The 17,303-nt window shown below is 59.3% G+C and carries 12 protein-coding genes; 6 read left to right on the forward strand and 6 right to left on the reverse strand.

Annotated elements, in window-relative coordinates; genetic code table 11:
* Positions 1–222 precede the first annotated feature (222 nt).
* Positions 223–471: a WhiB family transcriptional regulator gene (locus JMA46_RS02990; RefSeq protein ID WP_207343814.1), complete on the forward strand. Its 249-nt coding sequence runs from the start codon at positions 223–225 to the stop codon at positions 469–471.
* A gap of 136 nt (positions 472–607) precedes the next feature.
* On the opposite strand, the gene JMA46_RS02995 is transcribed toward JMA46_RS02990, so the two are convergent.
* From JMA46_RS02995 to JMA46_RS03010, 4 genes are all read right to left on the reverse strand, one after another.
* Positions 608–2,086 (reverse strand): PAS domain-containing sensor histidine kinase, encoded by a 1,479-nt coding sequence (locus JMA46_RS02995; RefSeq protein WP_207343815.1) that lies wholly within the window; start codon positions 2,084–2,086, stop codon positions 608–610.
* Positions 2,087–2,188: 102 nt separating this feature from the next.
* The gene (locus JMA46_RS03000; RefSeq protein ID WP_207343816.1) at positions 2,189–7,063 is read right to left on the reverse strand and encodes an NAD-glutamate dehydrogenase; all 4,875 of its coding nucleotides are present in this window, start codon (positions 7,061–7,063) and stop codon (positions 2,189–2,191) included.
* A gap of 58 nt (positions 7,064–7,121) precedes the next feature.
* Complete coding sequence (locus JMA46_RS03005) at positions 7,122–8,828, reverse strand: P-loop NTPase (RefSeq protein ID WP_348770035.1); 1,707 nt, start codon at positions 8,826–8,828, stop codon at positions 7,122–7,124.
* Positions 8,829–8,833: 5 nt separating this feature from the next.
* A complete protein-coding gene (locus JMA46_RS03010) occupies positions 8,834–9,475 on the reverse strand; it encodes a hypothetical protein (protein WP_207343817.1) in 642 nt (213 codons plus the stop codon).
* Positions 9,476–9,735: 260 nt separating this feature from the next.
* Between JMA46_RS03010 and JMA46_RS03015 the strand changes: the two genes are divergently transcribed.
* A complete protein-coding gene (locus tag JMA46_RS03015; protein ID WP_207343818.1) occupies positions 9,736–9,954 on the forward strand; it encodes a helix-turn-helix domain-containing protein in 219 nt (72 codons plus the stop codon).
* Between the two features lie 75 nt (positions 9,955–10,029).
* Here JMA46_RS03015 and JMA46_RS03020 read toward each other — a convergent pair whose 3' ends face one another.
* Positions 10,030–10,590, reverse strand: coding sequence for a hypothetical protein (locus tag JMA46_RS03020; RefSeq protein WP_207343819.1), 561 nt, complete (start codon positions 10,588–10,590; stop codon positions 10,030–10,032).
* A gap of 198 nt (positions 10,591–10,788) precedes the next feature.
* On the opposite strand from JMA46_RS03020, the gene JMA46_RS03025 reads away from it, so the two are divergent.
* Both JMA46_RS03025 and JMA46_RS17075 read left to right on the forward strand, forming a co-directional pair.
* Positions 10,789–11,604, forward strand: a complete 816-nt coding sequence (locus JMA46_RS03025) for a LysM peptidoglycan-binding domain-containing protein (protein ID WP_207343820.1) — start codon at positions 10,789–10,791, stop codon at positions 11,602–11,604.
* An 80-nt stretch (positions 11,605–11,684) separates the two neighbouring features.
* The gene (locus JMA46_RS17075; protein WP_207343821.1) at positions 11,685–12,263 is read left to right on the forward strand and encodes an Rv3235 family protein; all 579 of its coding nucleotides are present in this window, start codon (positions 11,685–11,687) and stop codon (positions 12,261–12,263) included.
* 159 nt (positions 12,264–12,422) lie between these two features.
* Here the strand turns inward: JMA46_RS17075 and secA are convergent, their stop codons facing one another.
* A complete protein-coding gene (gene secA / locus JMA46_RS03035) occupies positions 12,423–15,212 on the reverse strand; it encodes a preprotein translocase subunit SecA (protein ID WP_207343822.1) in 2,790 nt (929 codons plus the stop codon).
* A 282-nt stretch (positions 15,213–15,494) separates the two neighbouring features.
* On the opposite strand from secA, the gene JMA46_RS03040 reads away from it, so the two are divergent.
* Positions 15,495–15,929 (forward strand): MarR family transcriptional regulator, encoded by a 435-nt coding sequence (locus JMA46_RS03040; protein WP_207343823.1) that lies wholly within the window; start codon positions 15,495–15,497, stop codon positions 15,927–15,929.
* 76 nt (positions 15,930–16,005) lie between these two features.
* The gene (locus tag JMA46_RS03045) at positions 16,006–17,235 is read left to right on the forward strand and encodes an MFS transporter (protein ID WP_348770036.1); all 1,230 of its coding nucleotides are present in this window, start codon (positions 16,006–16,008) and stop codon (positions 17,233–17,235) included.
* Positions 17,236–17,303 lie beyond the last annotated feature (68 nt).

Below are 17,303 nucleotides of genomic sequence, written 5' to 3' on the forward strand. Positions count from 1 at the left end.
TATCGGAGATTGCTGCCTAGCAGCCAAGAAGCCCTGAGTCACTGTGATTTATCGCTCACGACCGGAGCTTGGATTTTCGCCCCAAACCCCTTGTTTACGCCGTGTTTACGTGACACTCTTAAACCAATGACCAACTGGGGCCGATACCGGCCCCTTTCTTATGTGGCCCAATGTGAATTATTTCACAAGAGCCTCGTGTTCTAAAAGGAGTGAGTGATCAGCATGGACTGGCGTAGTCGCGCAGCCTGCCTCGACAAAGACCCGGAGCTGTTTTTCCCGGTCGGAAACACGGGCCCGGCGCTGCTCCAAATCGAAGAAGCGAAGAGCGTATGCCGACGCTGCCCCGTCATCGACATCTGCTTGAAGTGGGCCATCGAATCCGGACAGGATGCAGGAGTTTGGGGAGGCTTGAGTGAGGACGAGCGACGCGCCATGAAACGCCGCGCCGCCCGGGCCCGCCGCGCCAGTTAATATTTTCAGCTGACCCGCAGCAACAACCAGATCATTGCGTGCAATGGCCTTGGGTTGCTTGCTGCGGGTCAGCTGTTTTTAAACCATGGGGGCCTGTGCCAACGGTTAGGTGCGAGACGGCCTTGTACCAAACGGTTCAGTGCCGGCTGATCAACGCCATTTGCAGCTCGACGACGGTGCCGCCGCCTTCCCGCGGCGACCAGTCAATGGTGCCGCCCAGTTCACTGGTGACAAGGGTACGCACAATTTGCAGCCCAAGACCCTCGGCGATGTGTCCCTCCGGCAGTCCAACCCCATCATCAGCGATGGTCACCGTGAGGGCATCGTCTCCTGCAGAGTTCTTGTAGCGGTGGGCTGTGAGCCACACCGTCCCTTCCCTGTCCTGCAGGCCATGTTCGACGGCGTTTGTCACCAACTCGTTGATCACCAGCGCCAGTGGCGTGGCAAAGTCGCTGGGCAGTTCTTCAAAAGCGCCCTCACGTTCTGTGCGCACGCGCTGTGATGGTGAAGCAACCTCCGCCGACAACCGGAACTGCCGGTCGATGAGCTCATCAAAGTCCACGTTCTGCGCCAGCCCCTGGGAAAGGGTTTCATGAACCAGTGCGATGGTGGCCACACGTCGCATGGCCTGCTCCAGCCCTTGCCGTCCCTCCTCGCTGTGCATGCGCCGAGACTGCATGCGCAGCAACGCTGCTACCGTTTGGAGGTTGTTTTTCACCCGGTGGTGGATTTCACGAATCGTGGCATCTTTGGTCACCAATTCCTGTTCGCGTCGCCGCAATTCCGAGACATCACGGCACAGCACCAGCGCGCCGAAACGCTCCGTGGCATCCCGCAGTGGAATGGCGCGTAGTGACAGGCTGACGCCCCTGGACTCAATCTCTGTGCGCCAAGGCATCCTCCCTGTAACCACCAAGGGCAGCGATTCATCCACCATCCGGCGGTCCTTGAGCAAGTCAGTGGTGACTTCTGCCAATGACCGCCCTTCTAACGATTCGCCATCACCCAGCCGTCGGAAGGCTGAGACACCGTTGGGGCTCGCGTACTGCACGATTCCGTCGACATCGAGGCGCAGCAGGCCATCGCCCACCCGGGGGGCCCCGCGGCGCGAACCCGTAGGGGAGGCAAAGTCCGGCCACAACCCCAGCGTGCCCATTTTAAGCAGGTCATAGGCGCATTGGCGGTACGTCAGCTCCAGCCGTGAGGGCATGCGTGAACTGGACAGGTCCATGTGCGTGGTGATGACCGCAAGCGTGTGCCCGTTGCGGACCATCGGGATTGCCTCAACACGCATTGCCATGTCCGAGTTCCAGATCTTCGTCTCATGCGAGCGCTCAATGTTTTGGCTGGTCCACGCCGTCCGGATTAGGGGTGCAAGTTCAGGTTGCACCGCCTCCCCCACGAAATCTGCATGGAACATGGTGTGAGAAGTGGACGGACGAACGTGCGCCAAGGCAACATAGTCCTCACCGCTGGCGGATGGGAACCACAGCACCAGGTCGGCAAACGACAAGTCGGCGATCATCTGCCAGTCCCCTACCAGCAAGTGCAGCCATTCGGCGTCGCCCGGACCCAACCCCGTACTTTCCCTGATCATGTCCGCAAAAATTGCCATGCTGGCTCCTCAAAAAATGGTTGGTGGTGCCCGCCAGAGCAGGCAGGCACCACACAAACTGTTGCAACCGTGCCAGCACCACCGCCGTCCGCGGCAGCGGCTTTAGCGCCGCACGATTGAACGCAAGAGCCTCAATGCTACAGACAGCGAAGCCATGTCGTCCTTTTCAAGGTCGTTGACTTCAGCAAACATGCGCTTGGAGCGGGTAAGTTGTTCCTCGTTCTGCGCTTCCCACTCCGTGATCCGTGCCATGGGGGCGGTGGCGGCGTCGGTGCTGTCCAGGACATTACGGACCATGTCCGCAATGGTCGCATATAGATCATCCCGCAAGGCAGCGCGGGCCAGTGCCTGCCACCTGTCATTGCGCGGCAGTGACGTAATGCGCTCGAGCAGGGCATCCACGCCATAGCGGTTGTACAGCGCGTAGTACACGCCGGCAACCGTGGATTCAGGTTCGTTTTGGCCTTCGCTGACCCTGGCCACGTCGAGAAGTGGGAACGTCTCGAAGAGTTCCGCCCACCGCCGTCCGAGGTCCGCAGGCATCTCAAAGGCAGTGGCACGTTTGTACCAGCTGTCCACACGTTCCACATCGACACCTTGGAGGAAATCGCCCATGCGAGTACCGAGAGTACCGACTACCGGCTTGAACCGCTTGACCACATCTTCGATCTTTTGGTTGACGATGCCTTCATTGAGCAGCCAACGCAACGACCTGTCCAAGTGGCGGCGCATATCCAAATGGACACCACACCAGTGCTCGGTGGAGAAGCTCGGCGGCAGTTCCCGCAAGGCTGAGCGCATGGAGTCAAGGTCAAAGATTTCATGCAGCGCCACAAACGCCTTGGCAATGGCGACTTCACTGGCGGAGGTTTCTTCCAATGCACGGAAGGCAAAGGTAATGCCGCCGAGATTGACCATGTCATTGGCCACCACGGTGGCAATGATTTCCTTGCGCAGTGGGTGACTGTCCAGCTCTGCGTCAAAACGCTCAGCCACCTCGGCAGGGAAGTAGTGCCGAAGCGTTGACTTGAACCACGGATCCTCCGCCAAGTCACTGTTGGACAAGGAGGTGGCCAGTTCCATTTTGGCGTACGCCAACAGGACGGCCAGTTCAGGCGAGGTGAGCCCCTGTCCGGACGCTACCCGTTCACGCAACTCCGCATTGCTGGGCAGCGCCTCAATCTCCCGATCAAGGTCGGCGCGTTCCTCAAGCCAATTCATGAATCGCTCGAAGCTGGGGCTGCCTTCGACCACGTGCTGGCGGTCATTGAGCAGCAGGATGTTTTGCTCGATGTTGTCTTCAAGGACCAACGTCCCGATTTCATCTGTCATGGACATCAGGAATTCCGTACGCTCCGCCGGATCCAACTTCCCTGCAACCACCATCCTGTCAACGAATATCTTGATGTTGACTTCGTGGTCGGAGCAATCGACGCCAGCTGAATTATCTATGGCGTCCGTATTCAGGATCACCCCGTGCAAGGCTGCTTCGACACGGCCGCGCTGGGTCATACCGAGGTTGCCGCCTTCTCCTATGATCTTCACCCGCAGGTCGGCACCGTCGACGCGGATGGCGTCGTTGGTCTTATCCCCCACGTCTGAGTGTGATTCGCTGCTGGCCTTGATGTAGGTGCCGATGCCGCCGTTGTACAACAGGTCCGTCGGTGCCAAAAGGATTGCACGCAGCAGTTCCGGCGGGCTAAGCTTTTCCGTTCCCTCCGGCAGTCCCAAAGCGGCGCAGACTTGGGTGGAGATAGGGATGGACTTCAACGTGCGGGAGTACACTCCGCCGCCTTCGCTGATGAGTTCCTCGTTGTAGTCCTGCCATGAGGACCGTGGCAGGTCGTACAATCGCTGCCGCTCGTCGAAGGAGGTCTCGGCGTCGGGGTTGGGGTCAAGGAAAATATCGCGGTGGTCAAAGGCTGCAACGAGACGCACATGGCGGGTACGCAGCATGCCGTTGCCAAACACGTCTCCGGACATGTCCCCGACACCCACTGCCGTGAACTCCTGGCTCTGGGTGTCGAGGTCAAACTCGCTAAAGTGCCGCTTGACTGACTCCCACGCGCCGCGGGCGGTGATGCCCATGGCCTTGTGGTCGTAGCCAACGGAGCCGCCCGAAGCGAACGCGTCTCCGAGCCAGAAACCGTATTCCGCAGAGATGGCATTGGCCGTGTCGGAGAAGGATGCCGTGCCCTTGTCGGCAGCAACCACCAGGTAGCTGTCGTCAGCGTCGTGGCGCACCACGTTTTCCGGCGGTACCACCACTTCCCCTTCAGGGGTGGCCACCAGGTTGTCGGTGACATCGAGCAAGCCGCGGATGAACATTTTGTAGCTCTCCCGGCCCTCTTCCAGCCAGGCGCCGCGATCGATGGCCGGGTTGGGCAGTGCCTTGGCGAAAAAGCCTCCCTTGGCACCGGTGGGAACAATGACAGCATTCTTGACGGTTTGTGCCTTCACCAGGCCCAAAACTTCGGTGCGGAAGTCTTCACGCCGGTCTGACCAGCGCAGGCCACCACGCGCCACCTTGCCAAAGCGCAAGTGGCTACCTTCGACTCGGGGGGAATACACCCAGATCTCAAACATAGGCAGCGGCGCAGGCAGGCCCTTAATGGTGGAGGGATCCAGTTTCAGGCTCAGGTAGTCCCGATCACGGTGAAAGTTGGTGCGCAGGGTGGAGTCGACAAGGTTGGAGAAGGTGCGCAGAATCCTGTCCGCATCCAACGTAGGCACGTTTTCCAATGCAGCATTGAGCCGCTCGTGGATGTTGGCTTGCATACCGGGCCGGACCGCTTCATCAACAGCCGGGTCAAAGCGGGCCTCAAACAGCTCGATGAGTCCGCGGGTCACCGCCACATTGTGCAAAAGTGTGTCGGCAATCAGGCCGAACGAGTTCGTGTTCCCCATCTGGCGCATGTATTTGGCATACGCACGCAGGATCATGATCTGGCGCCACGGCATTCCTTCGGTCAGCACCAGCTTGTCAAAGTGGTCCGATTCGCTGCGCCCGGTGAACGCGGCACCAAACGCCTCGGTGAGCAGCTCCGCCGTCGCTAACGGATCAACATCGCTCGGATATTTCAAGCCCAGGTCATAGAGGAAGAAGTCACGTTTGTCGCGTGTTTCAATCTCAAAGGGCCGCTCGTCCAGAACTTCGATCCCCAGGTTGTGGAAGAACGGCAAAATTTTACTCAGACTTTGCGGGTGTGCCATGTACAACTTCACGCGCGCATCGGCCTGCATGAGTCCATCCGTACCCTTCGGCAGGTAAACGTGCATGCCGGGCGCGCACTTATCCGGAGACATTCCAGCTGCAACCACAGCCTTGTAGTCTGCGTCAAAGCTCTCAAACCGGGCAATGTCGGCTAGTGCATCCTCCACCTCGAAGCCGACCCGATAACTGGCCGGGAACGCTTCGGACCATTTGTTGACCAGCCGGTCGGCCACATCCAAGGGCTGGGAGTTTCGGAGTACCTGGGCAATGCCTTCAGGCCAGGAACGCGCAGCCAGCACAAGACGCTGTTCCAGCTCCGCCTCGTGAAGCTCGGCAGGCACAAAATAGTCCTTGGGCAGGCGGATGCGGAAGAACAGCCGGGCCAGTGCAGACTCACTCATGCGGGCTTCAAAGTCAATGGAGCTGGCGTTGAAGGTGCGCATCAGTTCCCGCTCAATGCGGTGGCGCACTGCGGTTGTATAGCGGTCGCGGGGAATATATACCAGTGCTGACATGAAACGGCCGTAAATGTCTGGGCGCAGGAACAATCGGGTGCGACGGCGTTCGGCCAGGCGGAGGATCCCGTTGGCGATCTCGATCAGGTCCGCAACCTCGATCTGGAACAGCTCGTCGCGAGGGTACGTGTCCAAGACCGCAAAGAGGTCTTTGCCCGAGTGTGAGTTGGGAGGGAAGCCAAAGTGGCGCAGCACCGCGTCCACCTTTTCCCGCACCACCGGAATATTGCGCACCGAGCCGGTGTAAACCTTGGAAGAAAACAGCCCGATGAAGCGCTGCTCGCCGTTGACGTTGCCTTGGGCGTCAAACGACTTCACCCCAATGTAATCAAAGTATGCGGCGCGGTGGACGGTGGAGCGCGAGTTGGCCTTGGTGATCACCAGAACGCGCTTTTCGCGGGCCTTGCGCCGGCCAGTTTTGGTGAGGTGCTGCACAGTGGGGTGGCCTGAGCCATCGCGGAGCACGCCGAGCCCGCTGCCTTCACGGTTGACCAGAACGTCTTCGCCGTTGCGCTTTTCAAGATCGTATTCACGGTAACCAAGGAACGTGAAGTTGTCAGCCTCCATCCAATGGAGGAGGTCTTCGGCTTCGCGCAGGTCCACCAAGGACTCTCCGGAAAGCACCGAGGCCAGGATTTCGGCCCTGCTCAGGGCCTTTTCGCGCATGGCCGGCCAGTCTTCCACGGCCGCCCTAACGTCGGAGAGGGACTTGGCCAGGCCGGCAAGGATCTCCTCTTTCGCCTGAGCACTGGTTTTGCGAATTTCAACGGCGATCCAGGATTCCAGGAAGGAGTTATTGTCTCCATCGCCTAGAAGGTGGGCGATCGTGGGCATGGCGGAGGTGTCTCCGCTGGCCACTCCGGCGTGTGACGGGACCTTTGTCACCTTTGTCAGGTCGTTGCTGGTCTTGTCCCGCGACACCACAAAGACGGGGTGGGTCACAAGGTGGATGGCCATGTCTTGGCGCACCAGCTCGGCACTGACGGAGTCAACGAGGAATGGCATGTCATCGGTGACGATGTAGACGACACTCGCCTCACGCTCATCACGGATTTCCAGTTTGGGCTGCCCTGGGGTCCGGTTGGCCGCCAGCTCTTGGTGAATCCAGGCTCTGTCATTGAGCAACTCGGGATCGTAGAGACCGGCGTCTTCTTCGGATAGTTGCACAAAATAGTCATCCAAGAACGACTGGCCACCGTACCTGGTTTGGTCTTGCACAGGTGTGTGGCTGTTTGAGTGCGATGACATGAAATTAACGCCTCCGTGAAAAAGTTAAGACCGCTTCATTGTGATCCTCCACTTGAGCCTAGCCTTGAACTTCATGGTTTGCAGTGGCTTTTGCTACAGCACCTTTCATCTTTTGTTGGTCAGCTGCACAAGTGATCTCTCGAATCGCCCGTCGCAGCGGCGCGTCGGGAGCAACCTCCATCAGCAGCCTGCCCTCCAGCAGGGCTTTGTCTGTCAGTTCCGGATCCCACGGCAGAAAGTGACTGATTTCCTGCACCGGCCCAAAACGATCCCAGGCTTGCGCGAGCGCCTTCTCAGGGGAACCACCCACCGCTTTGCGACGCACTTTGTTCGCCACCACACGCACTTCGGCGCCGGGGCACACCTGTGCCAGCTCACCCAACCCCTTGATGAGGCGCGGAATCCCCACGGGATCACTGTTGCCCACGGCATAAATCACATCAGCCTGTGCCAGCACCGCCAAAGTGGCTGCGTTGCGCCGTGGCGCCATGGTGTCGTAGCTCAGCTCTTCATCGCTCTCCAGCGCAAAACCACAGTCCACCACAACCAATTCCGCCATCTCCTGTGCCAACCTCAGAACCCGGTCAACGGCGGCGGCCCGCAATTCCGGCCATCTGTCCGCCCGCGTCAGTCCGGTCAGAAGGGAAAACGATCCTTGTGAAAAAACCAGTTTGGTGGAGATCTTTGCCAGCGCAGCCAAAGTCAATGCTCCTTGATCAGCTGCACGACAGGCCTGGGCAAACGACGCGGATTCATCCAACAGGCCCAAAGAAGCGGCGATGCTGGCACCATAGCTGTCCGCGTCGATCAGCATGACCGTGCGCCCGGCGGCAGCTTGTTCGGCTGCAAGATTGATAGCCACGGTGGACTTTCCCGGCGCACCGATCGGGCCCCACACGGCGACGATGCTGCCGACCATCGTAGGGCCACCGCCGCTGACGTCGCTGGCCCAAGCATCGCCACGGCTTTGAATCCGGGTTGTGTCCCTACTCAAGCTCACGTCTTGGGCTCGATTGCTCCTGCCCTTGCCCTTGGACGTGGACGTGGCCTTGCTGAAGCGGAGACTGTCGGCGATCTTCGCGCCCCAACCTCTATGCCGCACATCGCCGTCGTGTTTCCCTGGGGTTTCAAGATTCATTGGGGCAGCAAGGTCAGCAGTTGTTCGAGTGCTGGGACGTGGCACGCCCGCAGTATGAGGGCTGGCCTTCGGCTTTTTTGCTGCTGGTCTACTTACCCTCTTGCTAGCACTACTGCTGATCTTTTTGTTTGCACCCTCCTTGTCAGCAATATCATTGTCAGCACCTTCACTTGCGCTGCCTTTTCCCGAGGGCCAGGACGCTCCTGCGTCGTCGGCAATCGTAGGCGTGCCATGTTGGAAGTCGGTTCCGGCGGTTGGGACGGCGTATCCGGACACGCTGGGATGGCGACGGCCCTCGACCGTTGCGCAGACAACATCCGCCAGTAAAAGTGTTGTGACATGCGCGGTGACTACAGTGGCACCGATACCGCGAAGCCGCCGCGCCTCCTCGGGCGAATCAGCGACCGCTACGACGCTGACACCCACTGCCGTGAGTCGGTCCACAAGCGTTGCCGTCAGCTCTTCGGTGAATCGGGCCACAACGGCCACTTGGGCCACCCCGCTTTGACAGGCAGCCAGCAGTTCGGCCAGTTCCGGGCAGCGCCGCACAATGCGCAGCCGACCCTGCGTTTGCGCCAGCTGGTCAATGACGTCCGTTTCAGTGTCCCCCACAGCAATAACAGTCACCGCTATCACGGAGCGGCTCCAGGATTCCAGACGACCGAGACCTTGGCCTTGTTCGCTACAGCTCCCAAGAATTTGGGCATTTGTTCATCTGTGACAAGCACCATCAACTGCACATTTCTACTCGATCCAAGCGAGGAAGCAGCGGCATTTACGGCCGCAACCTCCGCCCCAGGCAACATGAGGACCGGGGATTTGAATCCATTGCGCTCATCCGGCAGTGACACCCAGACGTCAACGTGGGAGCCGACAAGGACTTCCTTCGGCAGTGGCTCCTCAACTGTGACCGAAACTGGCTTGCGGTCGAGGGCGTCGGTGCGCCCAATACTTGAACGGGGCACGATTTCACCCTTGGGCACCATGCGCACGGCAACCGCATTTTTAGCCAATGCTTCGCCGGGGTCAAGGTATTTGTCACTGGCTTCCCCCAGTTGCACTTCGATGAGGGTGAAGGACTCGACCGTGATCTTCTGGCCCACAACCAGCGCATCGCGTGCCACATACATGGGTACGGTTTTACCCGCATTTCCCACCAAGGCCACAACTCCTGCCACTGACGCCAGAATCAGCAAGATGCCGATTAAGAGCCTGGGATCCTTCCACGACGGCTTCCGCAGCCGAGGAACTTGCCCCTGTCCGTCCATCGCCATGGTTCCTCCCCTTGGGAAATCACGCCACCACGTGGTGGCGGCACCGATCGAAGGATCTGCCGTCGCATCCAGTGTGGGCGGTTGCGTGCACCACCATGGTGCAAGCTGCCGCCGTCTACCATTTCTACCGCCTCTGCGCTCCGGTTGAAAGACCTTATCCGCACCTTCGTGAATTCTGTGGACAACGAGCAGCCTTGCCTGGCCTGTGGATATCTCTATCCAACCTCGTCAAACACTGTCAAAGGAGAGATAATGACTTCATGCCCCGATTCCTGACATTGGCCGACGTTGCCGAACAGCTGCAAATCTCCGCTGCTGCCTGCTATGCACTGGTCCACAGTGGAGAACTGCCGGCTTTCCAAATTGGGGGCCGCGGGCAGTGGCGCGTGGATGCCGCAAAGTTTGAACAGTTCATCGATGACCGTCATGCTGCTGCCCGAGCCATGTTGGCTGCAGAGGCTTCAACTCCTGGCAGCTGAAGCACGCGCTGACTTCGCGACGCATCGCAACCCTTGCTACCGAGGCAGCTGGCCCTGGCACGGTTGCGGCCATGTTTAGAACTCGTTGTCAGCTTCAGCCGCCAGGGAAACCATGGCAGCCATCGGAACCACAATGCTGCCTTGGCTGTTGTCACGCACCCGACTGACGCCGTCGGACAATTGCAGCAGCTGGACATAGTCTGCACCCACTTGGTCAAGCACCCCCCGCGTGGTGGTTTGGCGTCTACTGTCCAGTTCCAGCACCAGCACCGATCTGTTGCGGGCCAAAACACGCAGGGCAGCAGCAAAGGTGTAGGGGACTTTCGACGGTGCGCAGGCCCGCTGAATGCCCAATCCCAGCACACGCGAGATCATGCCCACGGGCAAGAGTACTGAGCGACTCCCTTCGTCCAGCAATACCCATTCTGCTTCCACCCGGCGCAGCTGCCCGTGAAAGGCAGTGCCCGTTTTCACGATGATGGTCAGCTGGCTGTCCATAGCGCCACGTAACGCCTCAGCCATGGTCAACCGAGATGTTTCAATCCGTGCCAGTTCATTGATGTGGCGCTCAAGGTCCTGCTGTGAGACCGCCTCCATCTGCGTCTCCAAGTCACCAAAAAGTAGTTCCCATCGCATGGCGCAACGCTAGACGTGGGCAGCTAGGGCCGTCAACCAGGCCCGCTGCTACCTTCACCATATATTCCAGCGTCAGAGCAGTGCACTGTGCACAAAATTTGCTCAGCTATGGACATCAGCACTCTAAGTGGGTCAAACTATCTTAAATACAATCTAAATAGGTCAAACAGGTTCAAACTAGCTCAAAGGAGAAAGTTGATGAAACGGCAAATGCGTGCAGATCTGGCCATGACCGCCGCGATCCTCCTACTTGGTGCCTCGCTGGTCTACAGCGGTGTTTCACTCCTGCGTCTTCGCCGGAGCTGGGTTGGATCCGAGCTGGCACAATCATTGGATTTGCCGGAGCTGGTGGGTATTGCCGGTGCTGGTGCAGGCCTCGCCCTGCTGTGCTGGTGGTTGCTGGCCCTAGTCTGCGCTTGCCTTGGAGCCGCGGCTCAATCAATGGGAGCAGTGCGGCTGGCAGCGCTCACCGAAGCGTGGTCACCAGCCTTCATGCGACGACTCGTTGCAACCGTGCTGGGCATGAACCTACTCGCCGCGCCCATGCTGGGCGCAGCTGAAACTCCAGGACTGGACCCGCTGTGGCAGGCCGGCACAGTGGCAACATCGCCGACCAGCACCGTGTCCACAAGTGTCACCGCTGACACCGATCCACCTGAAAATTCCACAGGTGTGGAACCTCAATGGATTCCACACCCGGTCGCAACTGAGCCCGGCCCGATGTTCCGCCCTCCGACCCGCAAAGTCCGCCCACCCATCCCGGCGGAAGCAGGCCAAACTGGAGGATCGGTGTCGAACATCCCGGCGGCGGAACAGCCCGATGAAAACCAAGTCGTAGTCAGAAGCGGCGACAGCCTCTGGAGCATAGTGGCGACAACGCTGGGCCCGTACGCGAGCGATCTCGATGTGGCCATGGCCTGGCCGAACTGGTACAAGGCCAACCGGGCAACGATTGGTCCGGATCCGAACCTCATCCTTCCCGGGCAGGTGCTTTCCGCACCGCCTGTCTACTAAACAACCTGCCTGCCAACCAACCCCTAAGAAGCAGCCAAAATTTCAACTGAAACATCTCATACAACGCAAAGGAGCACCTCGTGAGAACAGCGGCTATCCCCCAAACCGGAGCCCCGACTCGTCTTGTGGTCACCCACATTCGGCCGGTTAACCCCATCAATTCAGCACCCGGCGGGGGCACAGTCCTACCGCTGCCCAGCCAACGCGAACGCATGAATCCCCCGCACCAGCGAGCAATTGCGCCCGGTGTAAACAGCGTGGAGCCCTTGGACCCCGAAGCTGCCGAACGGGCAGTGGTGGAAGCTATGTCACGCAAGGTGGCGCAGGCAGCCGTGGAGGTGCTCAGCGGGGTCCGGTCAGTACAGCAGCTTGCACGCTGGCTAGACGCCAGATGCCTGAGTGCACTCACCACGCGGGCCAGGCTCCATGCCGAGGCCTATAGGGCTCAGTCCCGGCGCCAGAGCCAGGCACCGGGATCAGCGAACGTGCATACTTTGCGACACCAGCCCATCGTGCACTCTGTGCATTGCAGTGCTGTCGCTCCTGGGATCTTCGAAACCTCCGTGGTCGTTGCCGACAAAACACGATTCCGGGCCATTGCCATGCGCTTTGAACTCAACCAGGGCCTGTGGAAGGTCACGGCTTTGCAAATTGGGTAGGCGCAGGGCGTCCAAGGAAAAGATCATCCGCGGCACGGTGATACGGCAACCTCCGACAGCAAAGAAAACGCCGCCGGTCTCCGCAACTGCCTTGGAACAACGACTCCTGGCAATCTCGGCAAACGGCGGCGTTGTGGGCTGCAGCCCACAAGCGAAAAGTTAGCGCTTCTTCTTCTTTTTGGTGCTCTTGCCGGCCGGCCTCTTGGCCGACGGCGGCAGCCCGCCACTGCTGCGGCGTTCCACACGGGTCTCTGCATCACCCTGAGCATCCGGTGCTGTGAACTGCAACTGTGCCGGTTGAGCCGGTGCTTCCAGTCCACGCGCCGTAATGTGCGGGGCATGCTCATGTTCCTGCTCGGACGCTGCATCGCTGGACGGTGCGCCGTCCACGCGCTTCATAAGGTTGACGGGGGCCTCAGCCACCACTCCAACTGCGGTTTCGGGCGCATTCTCCACCTGTACTTCAAGGTTGAACAAGAAGCCGACGCTCTCCTCCCGGATACCAGCCATCATGGCTTGGAACATCTCGAAGCCTTCACGCTGGTACTCAACCAAAGGATCGCGCTGGGCCATGGCACGCAGACCGATACCTTCCTTCAGGTAGTCCATCTCGTAGAGATGTTCCTGCCACTTGCGTCCTACTACAGAGAGCACCACACGCCGTTCCAACTCCCGCATGGTGGCTGATCCCAAGGCTGCTTCACGCTCCTGGTAGGCAACACGGGCGTCGGAGAGCAACTCGACCTTCAGCTGTTCCGCCGTGATACGGCCTTCTCCTCCGGCTTCCTCTGCAATTTCATCCACCGTCACTGTTACCGGGTAGATGGTGCGCAGGTTGTTCCATAGCGTGTTGAAATCCCAATCACCGGCGTGATCGGTTCCCAACGAGGCCTCGATGATCTCATTGACGGTGTCTTCGAGGAAGTGTTGGACCTTCTCGTGCAGGTCGCCACCTTCCAGAATCCGGCGGCGGTCACTGTAGATGGCTTCACGCTGGCGGTTCAGCACGTCGTCATACTTCAAGACGTTTTTGCGCTGTTCAGCGTTGCGGCCCTCAACCTGGCCTTGTGCGGAGGCGATGGCCTTGGAAACCAGCTTGGATTCCAGCGCCACGTCATCCGGCATGGAGGAACGTGACATCAGCCGTTCTGCCGCGCCGGAGTTGAACAACCGCATCAAGTCATCTGTCAGCGACAGGTAGAAGCGGGACTCTCCGGGGTCACCCTGACGGCCTGAACGGCCCCGGAGCTGGTTGTCGATGCGCCGGGATTCGTGGCGTTCAGTGCCAAGCACATACAGCCCGCCAGCTTCCAGAACAGCCTCGTGCTCATCTTTCACGGCCAGCTTGGCAGCTTCGAAAGCGTCATGCCACGCCGCCTCGTACTCTTCCGGCGTCTCTTCCGGGTCCAAGCCGCGGGCAGCCAGTTCGGACACGGCGTTGAACTCCGCGTTACCGCCGAGCATGATGTCAGTACCGCGACCGGCCATGTTCGTGGCCACGGTGACAGCACCACGGCGTCCGGCCTGGGCGACAATCGCCGCTTCCCGGGCATGGTTCTTTGCGTTCAGGACTTCATGCTTGACACCTGCTGCCGCCAATTTCTTCGACAGGTATTCGCTCTTCTCGACACTCGTGGTGCCTACCAAGATCGGCTGTCCAGCCTCGTGCCGCTCGGCGATGTCGGCAACAACGGCATCGAACTTTACCACCTCGTTCTTATACACAAGGTCCGACTGGTCCACACGCCTCATCGGCTTGTTCGTGGGAATGGGAACAACACCCAGCGAGTAGGTGCCCATGAACTCCGAGGCTTCGGTCTCAGCAGTACCTGTCATGCCGGAGAGCTTCTCATACAAGCGGAAGTAGTTCTGCAAGGTCACAGTCGCCAGAGTCTGGTTCTCAGCCTTGATATCCACACCCTCCTTGGCTTCAATGGCCTGGTGCATGCCTTCGTTGTAGCGGCGCCCGGCAAGGATGCGGCCGGTGTGCTCATCAACAATGAGAACTTCGCCATCCATGATGACGTAGTCCTTGTCGCGCTTGAACAGTTCCTTGGCTTTGATGGCGTTGTTCAGGAAACCGATCAGGGGTGTATTGGCAGATTCATACAGGTTGGTGATGCCGAGGTAGTCCTCAACCTTTTCGATGCCAGCTTCGAGAACACCTACGGTGCGCTTCTTCTCGTCAACCTCGTAGTCCTCTTCGATGTCCAGACGCAGCACAACCTTGGCGAACTCGCTGTACCAGCGGTTGGTGTCCCCGGAAGCCGGGCCGGAAATGATCAACGGCGTACGGGCCTCATCGATCAGGATGGAGTCAACCTCATCCACAATGGCAAAGCTGTGTCCACGCTGGACCAGCTCATCTTTGCTCCACGCCATGTTGTCACGCAGGTAGTCGAAACCAAACTCATTGTTTGTGCCGTAGGTAATGTCGGCAGCGTACTGGGCACGGCGAACCGTGGGGTCCTGGTTTGAAACGATGCATCCGCTGGTCTGCCCCAGAAAACGGAACACGCGTCCCATCAGCTCAGACTGATACTGAGCCAGGTAGTCGTTGACTGTGACCACGTGGACGCCCTTGCCGGTGAGGGCATTCAAGTATGCCGGGGCAGTAGCCACCAGCGTCTTTCCTTCACCGGTCTTCATTTCAGCAATATTGCCTAGGTGCAGGGCGGCACCGCCCATAAGTTGAACCCTGAAATGACGCAGACCAAGGGTGCGTGAGGACGCCTCACGCACGTTGGCGAACGCTTCGGGGAGCAGGTCATCCAGAGACTCGCCATCCTCATGGCGGCGCTTGAGCTTGTCCGTTTCCTCGCGCAGCTCAGCGTCGGTGAAGGTCTGGAAGGAATCTTCCAGCGAATCAATGGCGTCGGCAAGGACATTGAGTCGTTTAAGCGTTTTGCGATCGCCTGTGCGAAGAACCCGCTCAAGAAGTGATGGCACGAAATTGCTCCCAATCTATTGCTGCCTAAAAGTGGCGTGTTCAGTCTACGTGAGAAGACGCACACAAGACTGCCAGTTTCGGCTGCAAGGGAGCTGGCAGTGACGCCGAAGTAGGGGGAAGCCGCCCGTTTTACATCCGCCACGGCAACAATGTTCTCGCCCAGCGGAAATGATGAACACGTAACACCCGCGGTTTCCTTCCTGTAACACCGGACACCGCAGCACAGCAACACACCTACCAAACTTGACCGTTAGGTAACCTAACTATTAGACTACCTAAGTATGAGCAACATTGAGAATTTGGAACTGGCTGGCAGCTATCGCGAAATCCTGCGCCAGGCACTGTACGTGGTGCGTTCCATCGACGCCGACGGCGAACTGAGCACAGCCCAAACCAGTACCTTGAACATGCTGGCCGCCGCACCGCAGCGAATCAGTCTCATAGCCCGCAACGCCGGCATTCGCGTCCCCAGTGCCACGGAGCAAGTCACAAAGCTGGCGACCGCGGGCCTGGTTGAACGGGTCCCCAGCAATACCGACTTCCGCGTGGTTGAAGTTCGGCTGACCACGAAGGGCAGGCAAGCCCTCGACGCTGCAAACCTTCGCCGCAACAAAACCATGGCCCAGGCGTTCGAGTCCTTGTCTGCGCATGAACTGGAATCCATCAAGCTGGCCATTCCGGCCATTGAAAAACTCAACGAGGCCTTGTCCCCTTAGCGGGACCCGCACCTCGAAAGTCCCACGGGCCCGAACAACGAGTCTTCACACACGAAAGAGAAACACAGGAGTGCACGTGCAAACGAACAGCATAAAATTCAAGGCCAGTGATGAGGTGCGAACCCTGACAAGGGAGAAGAACTCGATCCTGAAACAGCCCAAGGCCGTGTGGGCCGTTGCTGGTGCATCCGTCTTCGCGTTCATGGGCATTGGCCTTGTCGACCCGATATTGCCCGCCATTGCCGTCAACCTGCAGGCCACTCCCAGCCAAGTCTCACTACTGTTTACCAGCTACTTCCTGATCACCGCGATTGCCATGCTCGTGACCGGTTACGTGTCATCACGCATCGGCGGCAAGCGCACTCTGCTGCTTGGACTAGCCATCATCGTGGTGTTCGCAACTCTCTCCGGGCTTTCCGGAACAGTTGACGCATTGGTCGGATTCAGGGCAGGTTGGGGGCTGGGTAACGCCCTGTTCGTAGCTACAGCGTTGGCCGTCATGGTGGGTGTTGCCTCCGGCGGCGCGGCCACAGCGATCATCTTGTATGAAGCTGCGCTGGGACTGGGATTGTCCCTCGGCCCGCTGATGGGCGCCATGTTGGGTGGCTGGAAGTGGCAGGCACCATTCTTTGGCACCGCAGCCGCCATGGCCATTGCCTTCATCCTCATTATGATTCTCTTGCCCAAAACCCAGCCGCCCGCCGTGCGGACCAGGCTGCGCGACCCCTTGGTGGCGCTGGGCCACAAGGGACTTCGCACCACTGCCGGTAGTGCCCTGTTCTACAATTACGGCTTCTTCACCATCTTGGCTTTTGTGCCGTTCATCCTCGGATTTGATGCCTACGGCATTGGGGCGGTGTTCTTTGGCTGGGGCGTGGCGGTCGCCGTGTTCTCCGTCTTTGTGGCCCCGATCGTCCAGCGTCGCTTTGGTGCCGTTGGCGCCCTGACTGCATCCTTGCTGGGTTTGGCCGTGCTCTTGGTAGGCATGGCCATGGCCGCCGGACACTCGGTCACCACCGTAGTGGTGCTGACTGTTGTTTCTGGAGCATTGCTGGGCATCAACAACACGCTCTTCACGGAAATGGCCATGGCCGTCTCTGACTCCCCCCGTCCCGTTGCCAGCGCCGGATACAACTTTGTGCGCTGGATGGGCGGGGCCCTGGCGCCCTTCCTGGCTGCGCAAATTGCCGAGCACAGCAACGCCTCAATCACGTTCTACGTGGCCGCAGCCATGGTGGTGGTCAGCGCCGGAGTGATTGTTGGCGGACGCAAGTTCCTTGTCTCCCATGAACCCGCAGGCGTGTAGGGGTCTTAACGAGAACGACGCCGGCACTCGGGTGGGGATCTCCCCCTCACCCAAGTGCCGGCGTCGTT

The sequence above is a fragment of the Arthrobacter sp. E3 genome (genome assembly GCF_017353415.1).
Lineage (GTDB): Bacteria > Actinomycetota > Actinomycetes > Actinomycetales > Micrococcaceae > Specibacter.

Coding starts and splice junctions, on each gene's coding strand:
- JMA46_RS02990 (WP_207343814.1), top strand. CDS start 223: ATGGACTGGCGTAGTCGCGCAGCCTGCCTCGACAAAGACCCGGAGCTG.
- JMA46_RS02995 (WP_207343815.1), bottom strand. CDS start 2,086: ATGGCAATTTTTGCGGACATGATCAGGGAAAGTACGGGGTTGGGTCCG.
- JMA46_RS03000 (WP_207343816.1), bottom strand. CDS start 7,063: ATGTCATCGCACTCAAACAGCCACACACCTGTGCAAGACCAAACCAGG.
- JMA46_RS03010 (WP_207343817.1), bottom strand. CDS start 9,475: ATGGCGATGGACGGACAGGGGCAAGTTCCTCGGCTGCGGAAGCCGTCG.
- JMA46_RS03015 (WP_207343818.1), top strand. CDS start 9,736: ATGCCCCGATTCCTGACATTGGCCGACGTTGCCGAACAGCTGCAAATC.
- JMA46_RS03020 (WP_207343819.1), bottom strand. CDS start 10,590: ATGCGATGGGAACTACTTTTTGGTGACTTGGAGACGCAGATGGAGGCG.
- JMA46_RS03025 (WP_207343820.1), top strand. CDS start 10,789: ATGAAACGGCAAATGCGTGCAGATCTGGCCATGACCGCCGCGATCCTC.
- JMA46_RS03040 (WP_207343823.1), top strand. CDS start 15,495: ATGAGCAACATTGAGAATTTGGAACTGGCTGGCAGCTATCGCGAAATC.